General features: G+C 57.2%; 12 protein-coding genes and 2 pseudogenes. All 14 read left to right on the top strand.

Going from position 1 to position 16,772, the window contains the following annotated elements:
• Positions 1 to 186 precede the first annotated feature (186 nt).
• The 14 genes and pseudogenes from RQ479_RS13300 (at position 187) to RQ479_RS13235 (ending at position 15,884) form a co-directional block, all read left to right on the top strand.
• On the top strand, positions 187 to 645 hold the full coding sequence (locus RQ479_RS13300; protein ID WP_376705415.1) for a hypothetical protein: 459 nt from the start codon (positions 187 to 189) through the stop codon (positions 643 to 645).
• 328 nt (positions 646 to 973) lie between these two features.
• A complete protein-coding gene (locus RQ479_RS13295) occupies positions 974 to 1,450 on the top strand; it encodes a hypothetical protein (protein ID WP_376705414.1) in 477 nt (158 codons plus the stop codon).
• Positions 1,451 to 1,963: 513 nt separating this feature from the next.
• The gene (locus tag RQ479_RS13290) at positions 1,964 to 2,773 is read left to right on the top strand and encodes a tyrosine-protein phosphatase (protein ID WP_376705413.1); all 810 of its coding nucleotides are present in this window, start codon (positions 1,964 to 1,966) and stop codon (positions 2,771 to 2,773) included.
• Positions 2,770 to 3,561, top strand: coding sequence for a polysaccharide biosynthesis/export family protein (locus RQ479_RS13285; RefSeq protein WP_376705412.1), 792 nt, complete (start codon positions 2,770 to 2,772; stop codon positions 3,559 to 3,561). Before RQ479_RS13290 ends, RQ479_RS13285 begins: the two co-directional genes overlap by 4 nt.
• Before the next feature lie 45 nt (positions 3,562 to 3,606).
• On the top strand, positions 3,607 to 5,991 hold the full coding sequence (locus tag RQ479_RS13280) for a GumC family protein (RefSeq protein WP_376705411.1): 2,385 nt from the start codon (positions 3,607 to 3,609) through the stop codon (positions 5,989 to 5,991).
• Positions 5,879 to 7,138: a tetratricopeptide repeat protein gene (locus tag RQ479_RS13275; protein ID WP_376705410.1), complete on the top strand. Its 1,260-nt coding sequence runs from the start codon at positions 5,879 to 5,881 to the stop codon at positions 7,136 to 7,138. Before RQ479_RS13280 ends, RQ479_RS13275 begins: the two co-directional genes overlap by 113 nt.
• A complete protein-coding gene (locus RQ479_RS13270) occupies positions 7,135 to 8,451 on the top strand; it encodes an O-antigen ligase family protein (RefSeq protein ID WP_376705409.1) in 1,317 nt (438 codons plus the stop codon). Before RQ479_RS13275 ends, RQ479_RS13270 begins: the two co-directional genes overlap by 4 nt.
• Before the next feature lie 289 nt (positions 8,452 to 8,740).
• Positions 8,741 to 9,811 carry a dTDP-glucose 4,6-dehydratase gene (rfbB, locus tag RQ479_RS13265; RefSeq protein ID WP_376705408.1) on the top strand — a complete coding sequence of 357 codons (1,071 nt, stop codon included), beginning with the start codon at positions 8,741 to 8,743 and terminating at the stop codon, positions 9,809 to 9,811.
• 586 nt (positions 9,812 to 10,397) lie between these two features.
• On the top strand, positions 10,398 to 11,303 hold the full coding sequence (cysD, locus tag RQ479_RS13260; protein WP_376705407.1) for a sulfate adenylyltransferase subunit CysD: 906 nt from the start codon (positions 10,398 to 10,400) through the stop codon (positions 11,301 to 11,303).
• A gap of 2 nt (positions 11,304 to 11,305) precedes the next feature.
• Entirely contained in the window at positions 11,306 to 13,243 is a 1,938-nt protein-coding gene (gene cysN, locus RQ479_RS13255) for a sulfate adenylyltransferase subunit CysN (protein WP_376705406.1), read from the top strand.
• Positions 13,244 to 13,253: 10 nt separating this feature from the next.
• The gene (gene cysQ, locus RQ479_RS13250) at positions 13,254 to 14,045 is read left to right on the top strand and encodes a 3'(2'),5'-bisphosphate nucleotidase CysQ (protein WP_376705931.1); all 792 of its coding nucleotides are present in this window, start codon (positions 13,254 to 13,256) and stop codon (positions 14,043 to 14,045) included.
• Positions 14,046 to 14,081: 36 nt separating this feature from the next.
• Positions 14,082 to 14,429, top strand: a pseudogene (locus RQ479_RS13245) (hypothetical protein); the annotation flags it as partial.
• Positions 14,404 to 14,803, top strand: a pseudogene (locus RQ479_RS13240) (chromosome segregation protein SMC); the annotation flags it as partial. The pseudogenes RQ479_RS13245 and RQ479_RS13240, both read left to right, overlap by 26 nt.
• Positions 14,804 to 14,912: 109 nt before the next feature.
• Entirely contained in the window at positions 14,913 to 15,884 is a 972-nt protein-coding gene (locus tag RQ479_RS13235; RefSeq protein WP_376705405.1) for an NAD-dependent epimerase/dehydratase family protein, read from the top strand.
• Positions 15,885 to 16,772 lie beyond the last annotated feature (888 nt).

Genomic DNA, 16,772 nt, shown 5'->3' with positions numbered 1-16,772 from the left:
TGCCAACATCCGACTTCGTGGTTTTCCCCTTGCTGTTCATCTTCGGAATGGCGTTATGATGAGCACTTCCGGATAAAGCACGAAACTGCGGGGAGGCCGTCGAGACGGTTGGCTAAGGGCCGAACTCGTCACATGGCCCCCTGAGCTTGCCGGTGCACGACGCGGGATCTCGGAAAGGAGAGAATCTTGTCGTTTAGACAGAAAGGTATGCTTGCGTTAATAGCGTTGGCTTTTGCCGCTATCTTCCTCGGCATCGTCGTTAAACAAAAGAAATCAAATACATCGGCATCTAGGCCGACTGAAGCGCTGGAGCAGTTCGATGGCAAGCTTTCCATCCGGGCTATCGATGATCTGCGCGTCGCTGGTCGCAAGGTTTTGCTGTGCGGAGCGGGCTTCACCAAACCCCGATCGATGCAGGCCATGGCAACAGAAGTCGCGCGCCGAGATTATCAAGGGCGGTCCGTGAAGTGCAAACCAGTCGGCACGGGCACACCTTGCGACGGCAATATCGCGTCGAAATTTGGCGACGCCCTCGTTGTTCAGTGCTTTATGGCTGATGGCACGGATTTGGCCGCGAAGCTGATTGAGAGCGGCCTGCTGTGCGGCCAACCCGCCCAAGCGGGCTCGGCCTACCGGACTTGCTAGCGAGACTTCTAGTTACCTGTTGTGTGTTATCAACGAAACCCGGGGGATGTCAAAGCCGGTGGGCTACGCTGCACCGCGTCCGGGCGGATGCTGTTTCAGCGGCCGCAAAGAATGTCGGATCGGCCTTCGGCCAATCGCGATCCCAGCCCGTTGCACAGATGGTGCATCTACTTTAATCAAGTGTGTGTTCTATCAATCACACTGAAACCAAAAATTATCTCGCATATGCGAAATAGGTTGGAATTGGCGCAGAAAGCTGTTACGCGCTGATGAATAGCTTGGTGGTTGGGTGGGCCTCAGGTAACGTGGGACAGAAGGATTGATGCGGATGAACCCAGTTGTGAAAAGTGCGTTGGCCGGAGTTGTTGCGTTGGCCGGCTTCGGCCCGGTTCCGTCTTTCGCGCAGGATGCATCGTGCACCTGTGCAACCGCCTATCAGGGCGTAGGCCCGATTGGGTCAATCGGTCACGTCGATGGCGATGTAATGATCTCGCAGGTTGCTGGCTATGGCCCGGCTCAAGCGGGCGGCGCTCTGGATTTCGGCAGCCGCGTCGTGGTTGGCGGCAAGGGCTCGGCTTCGGTCCATGTTGGCGGGTGCAATTTGAGCGTGCCGACCAATTCGACCCTCGACATTTCCCGTGTCGAGAACAAGATTTGCCTCAATGTCCTCGGTTCTGAGCAGACTGCCCAAACGGGTGGTGCCAACAATAATAACAACACGCCGCTCTACATCTTTGGTGGCATGGCTCTTGGGGCCGGTATTCTGGCTGCAACGGCTGATAAAGACCACGGGGTCAGCCAGTAAGCGGGTGCTAACAAATGGCGGCAGCAGGGGCGAGCGCCTCTGCTGTGTTGTTCCTGCCGATACCCAATGCCTGCTGGTGTCGATGGAGATGTTTCCGCTCGGACGGTTCTAGCTTCGCGAAATTTTGTTAACCGTGTCGCTCTATTGCTTCGATCTGGCGCCAAAGTAATTCGTCTTGGGCGATTGCGTTGGCGCGTCAGGCCACAGGTTTCTAGAGGGACGAAAATGAAGCTCCGCCAACCGCTTGGTCCCGTTTTCTTTTGTGTATCAGCGATTGCAGGCGTCGCCTGTTTTAGTTCCGGTCCTTTTGTGCGGGTATCTGCCGCTTTTAGCGGCAGTGTGGCGCTGATCATCGGCCTGCATGATGACGACTCTGACAGCCAGTAATTGGGATCCGCCATTCATCCTATTGAGTGAGCATGGCAAGCGGGTCATTTGCTGCCCTCCAGGTGACGCATTTGTGGTTTTTTGCGATGATGTCGCCACGTTGCTTCGTTGCAGCCGCAAACGCCGATGATCGATCTACATTCCCATATCTTGCCCGGCCTCGACGACGGCTCACCCAATCTTGCCGAATCGCTGGAAATGGCTCGGCTGGCGGTTGCCGACGGAACGACCCATATGGCGTGCACGCCGCACGTGACGCCGGGCGTATACGAAAACGGAACATCGAATATTGTCCGGGCGGTTCAAGAGTTGCACCAGGCGCTCCGCCGCGCTGCTATACCACTTGCTCTTTACGTCGGCGCCGATGTTCACATAGCACCGAATCTTCCGGACCAACTAGCGGGTGGCAGCGTGCCGACCTTAAACAGGTCACGCTATTTTCTGTTCGAACCGCCGCATCATGTTTTACCTCCGCGAATGGAGGATCTCGTACTACGCCTCATAAACGCCGGTTTCATCCCGATTCTTACTCACCCCGAGCGTTTGACCTGGATCAAAACGAATTACGACGTTATCGAGAGGTTGAACGCAGTGGGCTGCCTCATCCAGCTTACTGCAGACTCGATTGTTGGTGCTTTTGGACGCACTGCACTTTACTATTCGGAAAAGCTGATTGATGAGGGTAGGGTGGATATTATCGCATCGGACAGTCATAGCGCTACGCGCCGGCGCCCTGGACTTTCGCAGGCGGCTGCCGCAGCTGCAAAGCGATGTGGCGAAGACGAGGCCCGCAACATGGTGTTGAAGCGTCCAGGAGAAATATTAGCGAACCGGCCTATCGAGCCGGTTGGAAAAGCACGCCCAAAAGGACCAAACGCCGGCAATGGCGGCCGTTTTGGAGGATTTGGCCGGTTATTTAAAGGCGGAACAGCATGATGCATATGTTTCGTTTCGCAAGAAGCCATATGGCACCCGTGTTCGTCGTGCTCGCCTCACTTGGAATGTCGGCATGCACGAGCACTTCGTCGACGACAGCGCCTTCGTCGGGTTCGGTCGATGCGCTGCAATTGACATCGTCGTCGGCGCCAATTTCGGGCGGTGGTGCTCTGCGGGTGGTCAAGGATCTGCCGGCACCGCAAAACACGCAGAACGGCAGCGAGCAGCCTTTGTCTCCGAACGATGTGCTCGATGTGAATGTCTTTCAGGTCGACAATTTGAATAGAACGGTTCAAGTCGACTCTAATGGCCAGATTTCGCTTCCGCTTGTCGGCGCCATTACTGCCGCGGGGAAGACCGTCCGTCAGTTGGAGCAGGAAATCGAGACCGCCTATGGCGCCAAATATCTGCAGTCCCCTGACGTTTCGATTTTCGTGAGGGAATCGATCGGGCAACGCGTAACCGTGGATGGCGAGGTCAACAAGGCCGGCATCTTTCCGGTGTCGAGCAATTCATCTCTAATTGATGCAATCGCGGTCGCCGGTGGTTTCAATAATATCGGGGACGCAAAAAAGGTTTTTGTCTATCGCAATTTCGGACCCAATACGTTGGTCGCGAATTACAATGTGGAGGACATTCGTGCTGGCAAAAGCAGGAATCCTCGCATCTACGGTGGTGACAAGATCGTCGTATTCGCTTCAAAGTCGAAAATTGCGATAAATAATCTAAAGGACGCCCTTGGTGTCGCCTCGAACGCAGCTCGGATTGCTGTGATTCCCGGAATATAAGTGTAGCCAGTCAAACGCAGACAAAACCTAGGATCACCCCGCACCATGCTCGATCGTAACAGACAGCATCAAATTGCAGGTCCAGGACACAGCCACGCGTTGTCTGCGGACCTCTATTATGACGGTGCGCAAAATTATAGCACCTATGGTCACGACTACACGGAGCAGAATGAAGGGTTCAATCCACTCAAGCTGCTCTTTTATGTGGTTCAATATCGATGGCTAATCGCCATGATGATGGCAGCTGGTTTGGTAGCCGGCATCGTCGTTACGATGATGCAAACGCCGAAATATCAGGCAACAACACAACTGGAGGTTCTGGTACCGTCGGCCAAGGTCTTCCAAGACATCGAAGTGGTTTCGGAGAACAGTGATGTCCGAGCCTTTTTGACCGCCCGCGAAAAACTTAAAAGCCGCGCGTTGGCACAGCGTGTAGTGTTTCAACTTGGGCTCAGCGAAAAGCCCGATTTTCTGTTCCCGACGCCGGACTTCTCGATGAGCAACATCTTCTATCGTGCTTTTGGAATTTCCAAATCGCCGTCCACAGAAGAAAAGACCCCGGAGCAACGTGAAGCAATTGCGATCGATCGCATCCTGAACGACCTCAGCGTGAACCTGGTCCCCAATACGAGCCTGCTGTCGATTGCGTTTGCTGACCAGAAGCCAAAATATGCAAGTGACGTGGCCAATCAGGTCGCGCAAAGTTTCATTGATCAACGACTTGATCAAACCAGCGAGACTTCGGACCTGGCACGGCAATTCATCCAGGAACAGGTCTTGCAGGTGAAGCAAAAGCTTCAAAAATCCGAAGAGGATCTGGTCGCTTATGCAAAGGACGCCGGCATCACGGTCACGGGGGACGACAAATCGCTTATAGGGTCGAACATCGAGGCGCTGAACACTGCTCTTGCGACAGCCATCCAGGACCGTCTCGATGCAGGACGGGTAGTGGACCAGATTGAGAAGGGCCGCGGGGCAAGCCTGGCGCCCGTACTCGAAAGTGAGGGTCTACAGAAGCTCAGCGAAAAACTGGCGGACCTGACCGGCCAATATCAGCAGAAATTGGGGATCTTGAAACCCGGTTTTCCGGAAATGCAGCAGCTTCAGTCGCAGATCAAGGAATTGCAACGAGTATATAACAACGGTGTTCTGGCGATCACCGATTCCCTGCGATTAAAATATCAGGAGGCGCTGAACAAGGAGGCTGACCTCAAGTCCAAACTTGCTGAAATGGAAAAACAGCAAGTTGTCTTCAATGACAAGAACATCAAGTACACAATTCTGAAGCGCGACGTTGATTCGAACAGATCGCAGTATGACAATCTGATCGCCAAGCTGAATGAGGTTGGTGTCAGCTCGGAACTTAAGACACAGAGTGCAGCAATTGTCGACTTTGCGAATCAGCCTAGTAGACCCTTTTCTCCACGCTTGAGCGTTAATGTTGCAATCGCGCTGGCTCTGTTCATGGCTCTGAGTGCGTCAATTGTTTACATTATCGAGTTATTGAACAATACCTTTACGAATCCTGAGCAGATCGAAAAAGAACTGGGGCTGGCGATGCTTGGCATCTTGCCTCTTGTCGACGACCGCGAACTGATAGCGAGCATCGCCGATCAGAAATCTGGACTTTCGGAAGCCTACCGCTCGCTTCGAACATCGTTGCAATTCTCCGGGGCCGAAGGTGCGCCGCGATCACTGCTAGTCACGAGTTCGGAACCTTCTGAAGGCAAATCAACCACGTCGTTTAAGCTCGGGCAGGATTTTGCAGCACTCGGTGCAAGAGTTCTCATTGTCGATGGTGACCTGCGAAAGCCGAATCTTCACCGCATGTTCGGTCTCGACAACACGATCGGGCTCAGCAATCTGCTGACAAACACGGTCCGGAAGGAGGATCTTTCCAGTATATTTAGGGCAACAAAATATCCGAACGTGACCGTTCTGACTTCTGGAACGATCCCGCCAAATCCTGCGGATTTGCTTTCGTCCCCGAAGATGGCGCTGATTGTTACAAATCTCGGCAAACGCTTCGATCTGGTTATCATCGACGCGCCCCCGATTGTCGGCCTCTCAGATGCGCCCATCCTAAGCCGGCTTGCCGAGGGAACATTGATGGTCATCTCCACCAATCAGGTGACACGCAAGTCGGCAAAGACAGCTTTGAAACGTCTAAAGGCCGCCGGCGCTAACGTGGTTGGAGCCGCCATGTCGAAGTTTGCAGTGAACAAGTTCGATTACAATTATGCCTACAAATACATGAACTATCAGTACTACAGCTACGGTACGGACACGAGTACCCCGAAAATTGAGGGCAAAGTCGATGACGGCGCAGGCCAGCCCGCTTATGCAAAATCTCCGGCGTTCAAGCGTTTGGTTCGTCGCATCCGTACTGGCGTTGGCGGCTTCCTCGATCGGGCTAAGTCGGTTTCTTGAGGCCGAAACCCCTGCCGTCTCGCTTGCGCTGGATCCGCTCAATGTCGACGCGTTGGTGGCTGAAATCACCAGCGAACTGAACGACATGAGCAATCCTCCTGATCTTGACCGCTTGCTTGCGAAGGCCCAAGGAGCGCTTGCCTTTAATCTGGCCGACGCGCGTCTTTATAGCTTGATCGGAGAGATTAAATATCGCCAAGAGGAAAAAGTGGAAGCCTACCAGCTTTTCGATCAAGCTCGAAGACTTTCTAAAACAGAAATCCACGCGCTACAAAAGTTAATTGGTCACTCTATTGAGATGGGCGATCTGTCGAAAGCCGTTGGTGAGATCGACGTGTTGCTGCGGCGATGGCCGGACCAATTTCAGGCGATCGCGCAGGGAATACCGATAATTCTCTCAGATCCCCAAGGATATCAGGCCGTGCTGACAGCCATCGGGGCAGAAGCACCCTGGAGGCCAAGTTTGATTGCTGCGCTTCGCGGTACGTCGGAAGGGCTCGATGCCGCAAATCGACTGTTACTCGATCTAAATAAATCAGCGGCACCACCGACCAGGGACGAACTGTCCGGTGTCATCAATGGCTATATTGGTCAAAAGAAATATGAATCAGCATATCGGCTGTTTCTTTTCAGTCTCACGGACGAAGAACGGAAGCTGGGCGGGTATGTCTTCAACAGCACATTCGAGCCGGGCTTTGGTGGCAAGCCGTTTGACTGGCAGGTCCCTGATCAATCCGGTCTGGAAGTTACATTCGCAACATCCCTGGGCGCAGTTGAGGGTGAGGGCGGGGCGACAGCCCGATTCTTGAACACGCCAGTCAAGGGCGCAGCTCTTCAGCAATATATCGAATTACCTCCTGGTTCATACAAGATTTCCGTGGCTGCATCGGCAAAAAATCTAAAGCTCCCAAAGGAATTGTTCTGGTCGGTGAGGTGTGTGGATCCAAGCGATGAGATAGCGCGGCTGAACATTCCGGAGGGAACATATAACCGTCAGAATCTGAGCCAGACTTTTACAGTTGGACTGTCCGCATGTCCAATGCAGTTGCTCCGCCTGGAGACTGCTACGATTGCTGAGAGCTGGCGCTTTCGGTATGTCGGTACGCTGGCGATGCACAAATTGAGTATTGAGAGGCTTCCGTCTTGAGCAGCCGGCCATCGGAGTGGGACAAATATCTCCTCGGCACGGTCCTATTTGTATCGCTGCTGATCGGCGGCGGTACTGCGAGCGGCCTCTATACGGATACGCTGATCGAGGTCGCGGCATTCTTGTCAGCGGCTGCCGTCTTTTCGCACTCCTCTAGCCAAAGAACCTCGCCTTCTGTTCTGTGGCTGCTCGCTCTTGCCGTCTTGCTGGCACTTTTGCAAATCGTCCCCCTGCCGGCAGCGGTTTTCAACGGTTTGCGGCCGAAACTGCTGCTTGGAGATACGTGGGCTGCAGAGATGCAATTTCGCTTCATTAGCGTTGGGGTCGGCCGCACAGTCGAATGTTTGCTTTATCTTTTGGCCGCCTCGGCGTTTTTTCTTGCTGTACTGCGGCTGCGCGTCGAGCAGGTCAACGCACTTCTTCCGTTCTTTTTCATGGGCGTTATATGCAATGGCTTGGCAGGAGCGATTCAATATTCACTTTCGAACAACATCGCCATTGTCGGCCTCTTGCCGTTTACAATTAACGCTGGTCTTTTTGCCAACGTAAATCACTTTTCAGCTCTGTTATTTGTCTCGATCCCGTTCGTCGTCTACTATGGAATATTTCGAGGGCATCTTTTATCTGGATCGATCGGATTGATCTCGCTATTGCTGCTGCTCCTGGCCGCCGGTTCCCGTGCCGGTGTCCTGATTGGGTTGGCGACTACCGTGTTGTCCGTCGTCTTTCTCTCTGCCCGTTCGAGGGCAAGTGGGTTCAGCGTTCTAGTGATTTTCGTGGGGCTTTCCGTCTACACAATAGGTGCGTGGACCAAGATTGATGCGGACGCAGTCGATCCGGCGTTCGGGCGAGGTGAGTTTGCTCGCACTACGATCGATGGAATAAAGGAGAATTGGGCGACAGGCATTGGGTTCGGCAATTTTCAAGAGGCCTACCAGATTTACGAGAAGGAAACCATGATCTTCGAAAAATTCGTAAATCATGCACACAATGAATATCTTGAGATAGCCTTCGAAGGTGGTATTCCTGCTATCTTGCTAATGGCGGGTTATTTCGTATTGCTCATGGCTGCCTCGGTCAGCGTTCGTCGTGATCCACTTCAGAAAGCCGCTTTTCTTTCAGTGTCTTTTCTTCTTATTCATTCGCTGGTTGATTATCCGCTGCGAAGCGGAGCGCTGGCGATGGCCTTCGCCTATATGAATGCCGTCATCTTCCATAGCGGATTTGCGGAACGTTTGAGCCGGAAGAACGAGGTGATCGAGATCGACCATAATGGCGACAAGCTGTTTGTTCCAATCGGGGCGTCGTCTTAAATATCAACAATGGGGAGGGGCATTTCGTTGGATGAGCTGTCGCTATGGCGATGAGTATCACTGCCTAGGACGTAGGGATCCACTATTTGTCTTCACGAGGCGTCGCGAGCGCGCTTGCCCGGCGAAGGAGCGCTCGGCGGCCCGACGGGCGGGCAGAGCTTGTGCATGCTACCCAGAACAGCCTGAGCACGGCCAAGGCATCAGCTTCAGACGGGAACCTAGCGCCAATGCTCGCTGGATAACGTCGTCATGGGGGTGCTCAAGGGGTGAGTGCACTAGGAGGGGCGCCATGAACTTTCTGATAACCGGAGGAGCCGGCTTCATTGGCTCGGCGGTCTGCCGTCATTTGTGTAGCAATCCAGACTACCGTGTGACGAATCTGGACAAGCTCACCTATGCAGGAAACCTCACGTCGCTGCGGCCAATAGAGAAAGCCCACAATTATAGGTTCGAGCACGCCGACGTTTGTGATGCGAGCGCAGTTCTAGAGGTTCTAAAACGCCATGAGATCGATATCGTTATTCATCTGGCCGCCGAAAGCCACGTTGACCGGTCGATCGACAAGCCCGCTGCCTTCATCGAGACCAACATCGTTGGGACCTACCGGATGCTGAATTCGGCGCTGGAATATTGGCGCAGACTCTCCAGCGAGAGAAAAAGCCGGTTCCGCTTCCACCACGTTTCGACCGATGAGGTGTTCGGCGATTTGCCTTTCGACAACAGTGTTTTTACTGAACAGACGCCATACGCCCCATCCTCGCCGTATTCGGCTTCAAAGGCCGCATCCGATCATCTGGTGCGTGCGTGGCATAAAACCTACCGCCTGCCGGTCGTGCTGTCCAACTGCTCGAACAATTACGGTCCTTGCCAGTTTCCTGAAAAGCTAATCCCGCTCGTCATTTTGAACGCTCTCGACGAGAAGCCGCTGCCGGTGTACGGCGCCGGCAGGAATGTGCGCGATTGGCTCTTCGTCGAAGACCACGCCTGCGCCTTAGCCATAGTCGCCACCCGAGGTGTAGTCGGCGAGAGCTATAATATCGGTGGCGGCTCGGAACGCAGCAACATGGAGGTGGTCGAGGCGATCTGCAGCATTCTGGACGACAAACGGCCGCGTTCCGGGTCTCGGCGGTATCGCGATCTCATCGCCTTTGTCGCGGATCGCCCTGGCCACGACCGCCGTTATGCGATCGACGCCTCCAAGATACGGCTCGATCTCGGCTGGGCCCCCCGCGAGACATTCGCGGGCGGCCTCGCCAAAACGGTCGACTGGTATCTCCAGAACGAATGGTGGTGGGGGCCGATCCGCAGCGACCACCATACAAGCGAGCGACTTCGCGAGGAGCGCATGAGTGCTGTATGAACCTTGTCGTCACCGACGCGAGACCAAATCGTTAATAGCTCGGTCGAGCGTGTTTTTATTTCGATGCAGCTTCGAGAGATTACTGTCGTCAGCCGGCCTCAGCTTGATCCGGCGAATCCGGAATCATAGCTCCCGCGCTCACGGCCACTCGATTTGCTCGTGTCGGCCGCAGGCTGCGCCGCCTCGTTCAGGTCAAGGATGAACTAGCCGGTGGGGTCACTATCCATGGCTCTTCCGGGTACGATTCAGCACCGGCAGACGGCTCACTGGAATTGGCGGAACTGGCCGGGCATCACGAAAAATGCAGCGGCCTTTCCGTGGCCCAAGCAATATTTTCGGTCCCTCGCAGGCGCCGCCCCTCGTCAGGGAGGAATTTCCCGATTTCGCCGGCTGTATGGAAAATTCATTCCCGAACCATTCGGCCGCAGGCTTGTCTTGCATTGTTCTGGGCAGGAACGATCTGCTAGAACGCCGGCACGAGAAAAATAGATTGTCCAGAAGTGCAGCTTGAACCGGGCGGCTGAAGATCGCGCCGTTGACGATACAGGCCCTTCCGTGGATGGGTACGAAAGAACGCTCACAGTCCATGAACATCGCGCTTACGCACCTTCAGCGGCTTGAGGCTGAATCCGTCCATATTTTTCGCGAGGTGGCCGCGGCTTTTGCCAAGCCGGTCATGCTCTATTCGGTCGGCAAGGATTCGTCCGTGCTCATGCACCTGGCGATGAAGGCATTCTATCCGGCCAAGCCGCCCTTTCCCTTTCTCCATGTCGACACGACCTGGAAATTCCGCGAGATGATCGCCTTTCGCGACCAGATGCAGCAAAAGCTCGGCTTCGACCTCCTGGTCCATGTCAATGAAGACGGCGTGCGCGACAACATCAACCCGTTCGACCACGGCTCCAACACCCACACGCATGTGATGAAGACGGTGGCGCTGCGGCAGGCGCTCGACAAATACGGTTTTGACGCTGCCTTCGGCGGCGCGCGACGCGACGAGGAGAAGTCGCGCGCCAAGGAGCGCATCTTCTCTTTCCGCAACGCCCAGCACGTCTGGGATCCGAAGAACCAGCGGCCGGAGATGTGGAAAATTTTCAACACCCGCATCGCTGCCGGTGAATCGATCAGGGTGTTCCCGTTGTCGAACTGGACCGAGCTCGACATCTGGCAGTACATTCTCCAGGAAGACATCCCGATCGTGCCGCTGTATCTGGCCAAGGAGCGGCCGGTCGTCGAGCGCGATGGCATGCTTATCCTGAGGGATGATGAGCGAATGCAGCTGCGGCCCGGCGAAACAGTGGAGAACCGGATGGTGCGGTTCCGCACGCTCGGCTGCTATCCGCTGACCGGCGCGATCGACTCGGAAGCCGACACTCTGGAGGCGATAGTCGGCGAAATGCTTACAGCGCGCACTTCCGAGCGGCAAGGTCGGCTGATCGACCGCGACGAAGCCGGCTCGATGGAAAAGAAGAAGCGCGAGGGGTATTTCTGAGTATGCGCCACATCATGGCCAAGAGCCTCGCCCCAACCGACGGCGTCCGCGACTATCTGGCGGCGCAGGAACGAAAGTCGCTGCTGCGCTTCCTGACCTGCGGCTCGGTCGACGACGGCAAGTCGACGCTGATCGGGCGCCTGCTTTCCGACACCAAGCAGATTTTCGAAGACCAGCTGGCCACGCTCGAGCGCGATTCGCGCAAGCACGGCACCACCGGCGACGACGTCGACTTCGCGCTGCTGGTCGACGGCCTCGAGGCCGAGCGCGAGCAAGGCATCACCATCGACGTCGCCTATCGCTTCTTCGCCACGCCAAAGCGCAAGTTCATCGTCGCCGACACGCCCGGCCACGAACAATACACGCGTAACATGGCGACAGGTGCATCGACTGCCGATCTCGCCATTGTGCTGATTGATGCCCGCCAGGGCGTACTGCGTCAGACCAGGCGGCATTCGATCATTGCCTCGCTGCTTGGCATTCGCCACATCGTGCTCGCCGTCAACAAGATCGATCTTGTCGGCTTCGACGAGGCGGCTTTTAGACGGATCGTCGCGGATTACGCGCAGTTCTCTCGTGAGCTCGGCTTCCAGACGATCGTGCCCATTCCGATGTCGGCCCGTTATGGCGACAACGTTACCGGCCGTTCCGATAGGACAGACTGGTATTCCGGCCCGACGCTGATTGAACATCTCGAAACCGTCTCGGTCGACGAGGCCGCGGTCGAATTGCCGTTCCGGTTTCCCGTCCAATATGTGAACCGTCCCAACCTCGATTTTCGCGGCTTCGCCGGCACCATCGCCTCCGGCTCGGTTGCGCCGGGCGACGAGGTGGTCGTCGCCAAATCCGGCAAATCCTCCCATGTCAGGCGCATCGTTTCGCATGGCGGCGACCTTCAGCAGGCTATCGCCGGCCAGGCCGTCACCCTTGTCCTCGACGACGAGGTCGAGGTCTCGCGCGGCAATATGCTGGTATCGCCGGCAGCGCGGCCGCAGGTCGCCGACCAGTTCGCCGCCAACATCGTCTGGTTCGACGAACACGCGCTGCTGCCCGGCCGCTCCTACATCCTGCGCACCGAGACCGACCAGACCAGCGCCACCGTCACCGACCTGAAATACCGGGTCAACGTCAACGACTTTGCCCATGAGGCGGCCAAGTCGCTTGAAATGAACGAAGTCGGTATCTGCAACATCTCGACACGCTCGCCCATCGCCTTCGATACTTTTGCCGAGAACCGGACGACGGGTGCCTTCATCCTGATCGACCGCATAACCAACGCCACAGTCGGCGCCGGCATGATCCTGTACTCGCTGCGTCGCGCCGAAAACATCCACTGGCAGTCGCTCGATGTCGGCAAGCGCGCCCGCGCCGATATGAAGAACCAGCGGCCGGCCGTGTTCTGGTTCACCGGGCTTTCGGGCTCGGGCAAGTCGACCATCGCCAATCTGTTCGAGAAGAAGCTCTTCGCCACCGGCCGCCATACCTACATTCTGGATGGCGACAACGTCCGTCACGGCCTCAACCGCGATCTCGGCTTCACCGACGCCGGTCGTGTCGAAAACATTCGCCGCGTCGCCGAAGTGGCGCGCCTGATGGCCGACGCCGGGCTGATCGTCATCGTGTCGTTCATTTCGCCGTTCAGCGCCGAGCGGCGCATGGCGCGCGAACTGATGGCCGACGGCGAATTCATCGAGGTGTTTGTCGACACACCCTTCGAGGAATGTGCCAGGCGCGATCCGAAGGGCCTCTATGCGCGGGCGTTGAACGGCGAGATCAAGAATTTCACCGGCGTCGATTCACCGTATGAGGTGCCGGAAAGACCCGAAATCCATCTCAAGACACTCGGCAGATCGGCCGAGGAGATGGTGGACGCCTTGGAACTCTGGCTGAACGAGCGGGACATTGCCGAAGACCAATATGACAGCGGCGGCGGTATCTGACGACGAAGCGATGCTCGCCGTCTTCGAGCGCCTTGCCTTGGCGGCAGGGCGCGAGGTGATGCGCGTCTATCGCGCCGGCTGCGCGGTCGACCAGAAATCTGACAGTTCGCCAGTGACGGAGGCGGATCGCGAGAGCGAGAAGATCATCCTTGCCGGGCTGCGTGCCGCATTTCCAGAGATTCCATGCGTGGCCGAGGAAGAAGCTTCGGCCGGCATCATGGCGCCGGATCTCGGCGACGCCTTCTTCCTTATCGATCCGCTGGACGGCACCAAGGAGTTCGTCAACCGGCGGACCGATTTCACCGTCAACATCGCGCTGGTTCGCCATGGCGTGCCGGAGATCGGCGTCGTTTTCGCGCCTTGCACCGGCCGCTTCTTTTCCGGCCGGCCGGGCAAAGCGGAAGCGATCGAGATTGATGACGACTATGAGATCGTCGATCGCCAGCCGATTTCGGCGAGGGCCGGTGTGGTGCCGCTGACAGTCGTTGCCAGCCGGTCCCACAACACGCTGGAAACCGACGCCTATATCCGCGCGCTTGGCGCGGCCGAGATCGTCTCGGTCGGCTCGTCGCTGAAATTCTGCCTCGTCGCTGGCGCCGAGGCGGATGTGTATCCGCGCTTCGGCCGCACCATGGAATGGGACACTGCCGCGGGTGACGCGGTGCTACGCGCTGCCGGCGGCATGACGCGTACCCTGGACGGACAGCCGCTCGCCTACGGCAAGCGCAACCAGAGCGACGACGAGGATTTCGCCAATCCGCATTTTATCGCCAGCGGGCTGCTGGACTTGGGTAGACGATGACTGCGCTACCAAAGGGGACGCGTCAGCAAAACAAGCCATCCCAAGGTGCGGGTCCGGCTCGAGCGCCACGAGCGCTTCACATTGCACTTCACGCGACCTCATGCTCCTGGCTCAACGCGGTGGAGGGCTTCTTCGCCAAGCTGTCGAAGCGCCGCCTGAAACTCGGAGTCTTCCATTCCGTCGTCGACTTCCAGGCCACCATCAATCGCACAACCAGCAGCCCAAGCCCTCCACTTGGACTGCCGATCCCGACGAATCATCGCAGTCGCCAAGCTCGGGCACAGGGTCGGATTCCATCTACTGGGATGGCGCGCCTGGCGCGAGGTTCGCGAGCGGCTGCTCCGCGCCGTCGAGCTGGGCCGAGCTGCAACCAATCGAGTCTGATGATCCGCTCGAAGCCGGACTGGAGATCCTGACGCGCCCTCCCGGCAAGAAGCCGCAGACGATGACGTTGCTGTCCGGTGGCGAGCAGGCGTTGACGGCGATGTCGCTGATCTTCGCCGTGTTCCTGACCAACCCGGCGCCGAGTGCTCGACGAAGTCGACGCGCCGCTCGACGATCACAATGTCGAGCGTTTCTGCAATTTGATGGACGAAATGGCCGCAACCACCGAGACACGCTTCGTCATCATCACACACAACCCGATCACCATGGCGCGCATGGACCGGCTGTTCGGGGTGACCATGGCCGAGCAAGGCGTCAGCCAGTTGGTGTCGGTCGACCTGCAGGCGGCCGAAGCCATGCGCGAGGCAAGCTGACGCATCAGCTTAATGGTGGTCTCCACCTCGGCTTTCGACTATAGCACGACGAAATGGGCCGGATCTGCCGCTCCAGATACCGGCCCGGCTGTGCGCGTGGAGAAGCTTGTTGCCTATACTTGTCACCGGAGCCGCGGGGTTCATTGGCAGTCACGTTTGCCACCATCTGCTCGACCGGGGACAAGCGGTCGTCGGCGTCGACAACATGAACGACTATTACGACTTGGCGCTCAAAAAGGGGCGGCTCGCCCGCCTGCTGCCCCATAAGGATTTTTCGTTCCACCAGATCGATATTGCCGAACAGGGCGCGCTTGCGGCCGCTTTGGCCGGGCAAGGCATCGTCAGGATCGTGCACCTTGCCGCGCAGGCGGGCGTGCGCCACTCACTCGACAATCCGCGGCTCTATATCCGCTCCAATGTCATGGGCCACCTCGAAGTGCTCGAATTCTGTCGCGCCGAACCGGCATTCGAGCATCTGGTCTATGCCTCGTCGAGCTCGGTGTATGGCGGCAACCGCAGCGTGCCGTTCAGCGAAGCCGATCAGGTCGACAAGCCCGTTTCGCTCTACGCTGCCACCAAGAAAACCGATGAGTTGATGAGCCACACCTACGCCCATCTGTTCGGCATACCGCAGACCGGCCTGCGGTTTTTCACGGTCTACGGTCCTTGGGGCCGTCCCGACATGGCCTATTGGATGTTCACCCGGGCGATGCTCGAGGGCAAGCCGATCCGGGTCTTCAACAATGGCGAAATGTGGCGCGATTTCACCTACATAGACGATGTTGTGAAGGCGGTTGTCGCCGTGCTCGACAAGCCGCCGGCGGCTGACGTTCCGCCGAACAGGCTTTACAATGTCGGCAACAACCGGCCGGTGCGCCTGGGCGACTTCATCGACATTCTGGAAAGGCTGCTCGAGGTCAAGGCAATCCGCCACAACGAGCCGATGCAGACGAGCGACGTCGAGAAGACTTACGCCGACATGACCGCCCTGGAGCGGGATTTCGGCTTCAGGCCTAGCGTTTCGATAGAGGACGGGCTGAAGAAGTTTGTCGATTGGTACCGGCCGTACTCGAAACAGTGACTTGCACTGCTCGCCGTTTTTTTCTGGCTCGACGCCCACCATGGCGCTGGCATCGGGCCCGATCTGCAACCGATCAGGCGCGCCGATTCTAGATGTCCGGGCAAAGCCTGAGTGAGGCGTTGTTCAGTGAAACGCTACGCTCAAAAGAACCCTCGCGGCAAAACGCGTGCGGCCTCGTCACGCGACGAGACACGGTGTGGTGCCGCTGACCGTCGTTGCCAGCCAGCATCGCCGATTCGGTCGGCGATATTGCTGCTGGAGTCCTTCCGGTCGATGCTCCCGGGCCAGTCACACGGTGTATGCAAATTGCTGTATACCAATACACTTGCTCGGCTATGCGAGGCAGTCATGGCATTCCACATCAAGAATCCCGAGACAGAAGCTCTGGCCCGCCAGGTCGCGGCTTCAAGAGGGCCGGCCTGACCGAGGCCGTCCACGCCGCGCTCAAGCATGAGCTTGAGCGCGAACAGGCTAGACCGTCTTTGGTGGAGATCGGCGTCAGATTCTGCCGTGATTTGCGAGCCCAGGGCAGGACTGAACAAAGCCCGCCGACAAGGCGTTTCGCGAGAGCCTGTACGAGAATGACTGATGTTCAACGATGCCTCGGCGCTAACGGCGCTAATAAACACAACGAGGGGGCGCGGACTCCTTGCGCGCACAGCGGACCAGAAGCGGCTGACTTCGCCACTTGCGAGGTTGCAATCGCGGTCGCGAGAATCTTTAGCAAGGCGGCTGAAGCCGCGGAACGCTGTCTCGGTGATAGAGATTGACATGTGGCAGTGCCGCCGGACGCGGGCGACGCGCGCTTTTCGACCACTACGGCAAGGGGCGGCACTCGGCGCGGCTCAACTTTGGCGACTGCTTCGCCTGTGCCTGTGCCCGAGGCTG

It is taken from the genome of Mesorhizobium sp. ISC25, assembly GCF_042295465.1.
Taxonomy (GTDB): Bacteria; Pseudomonadota; Alphaproteobacteria; order Rhizobiales; family Rhizobiaceae; genus Mesorhizobium.
Note: the sequence above shows the minus strand (reverse complement) of the source record. Positions and strands in the feature narration are given on the sequence as shown.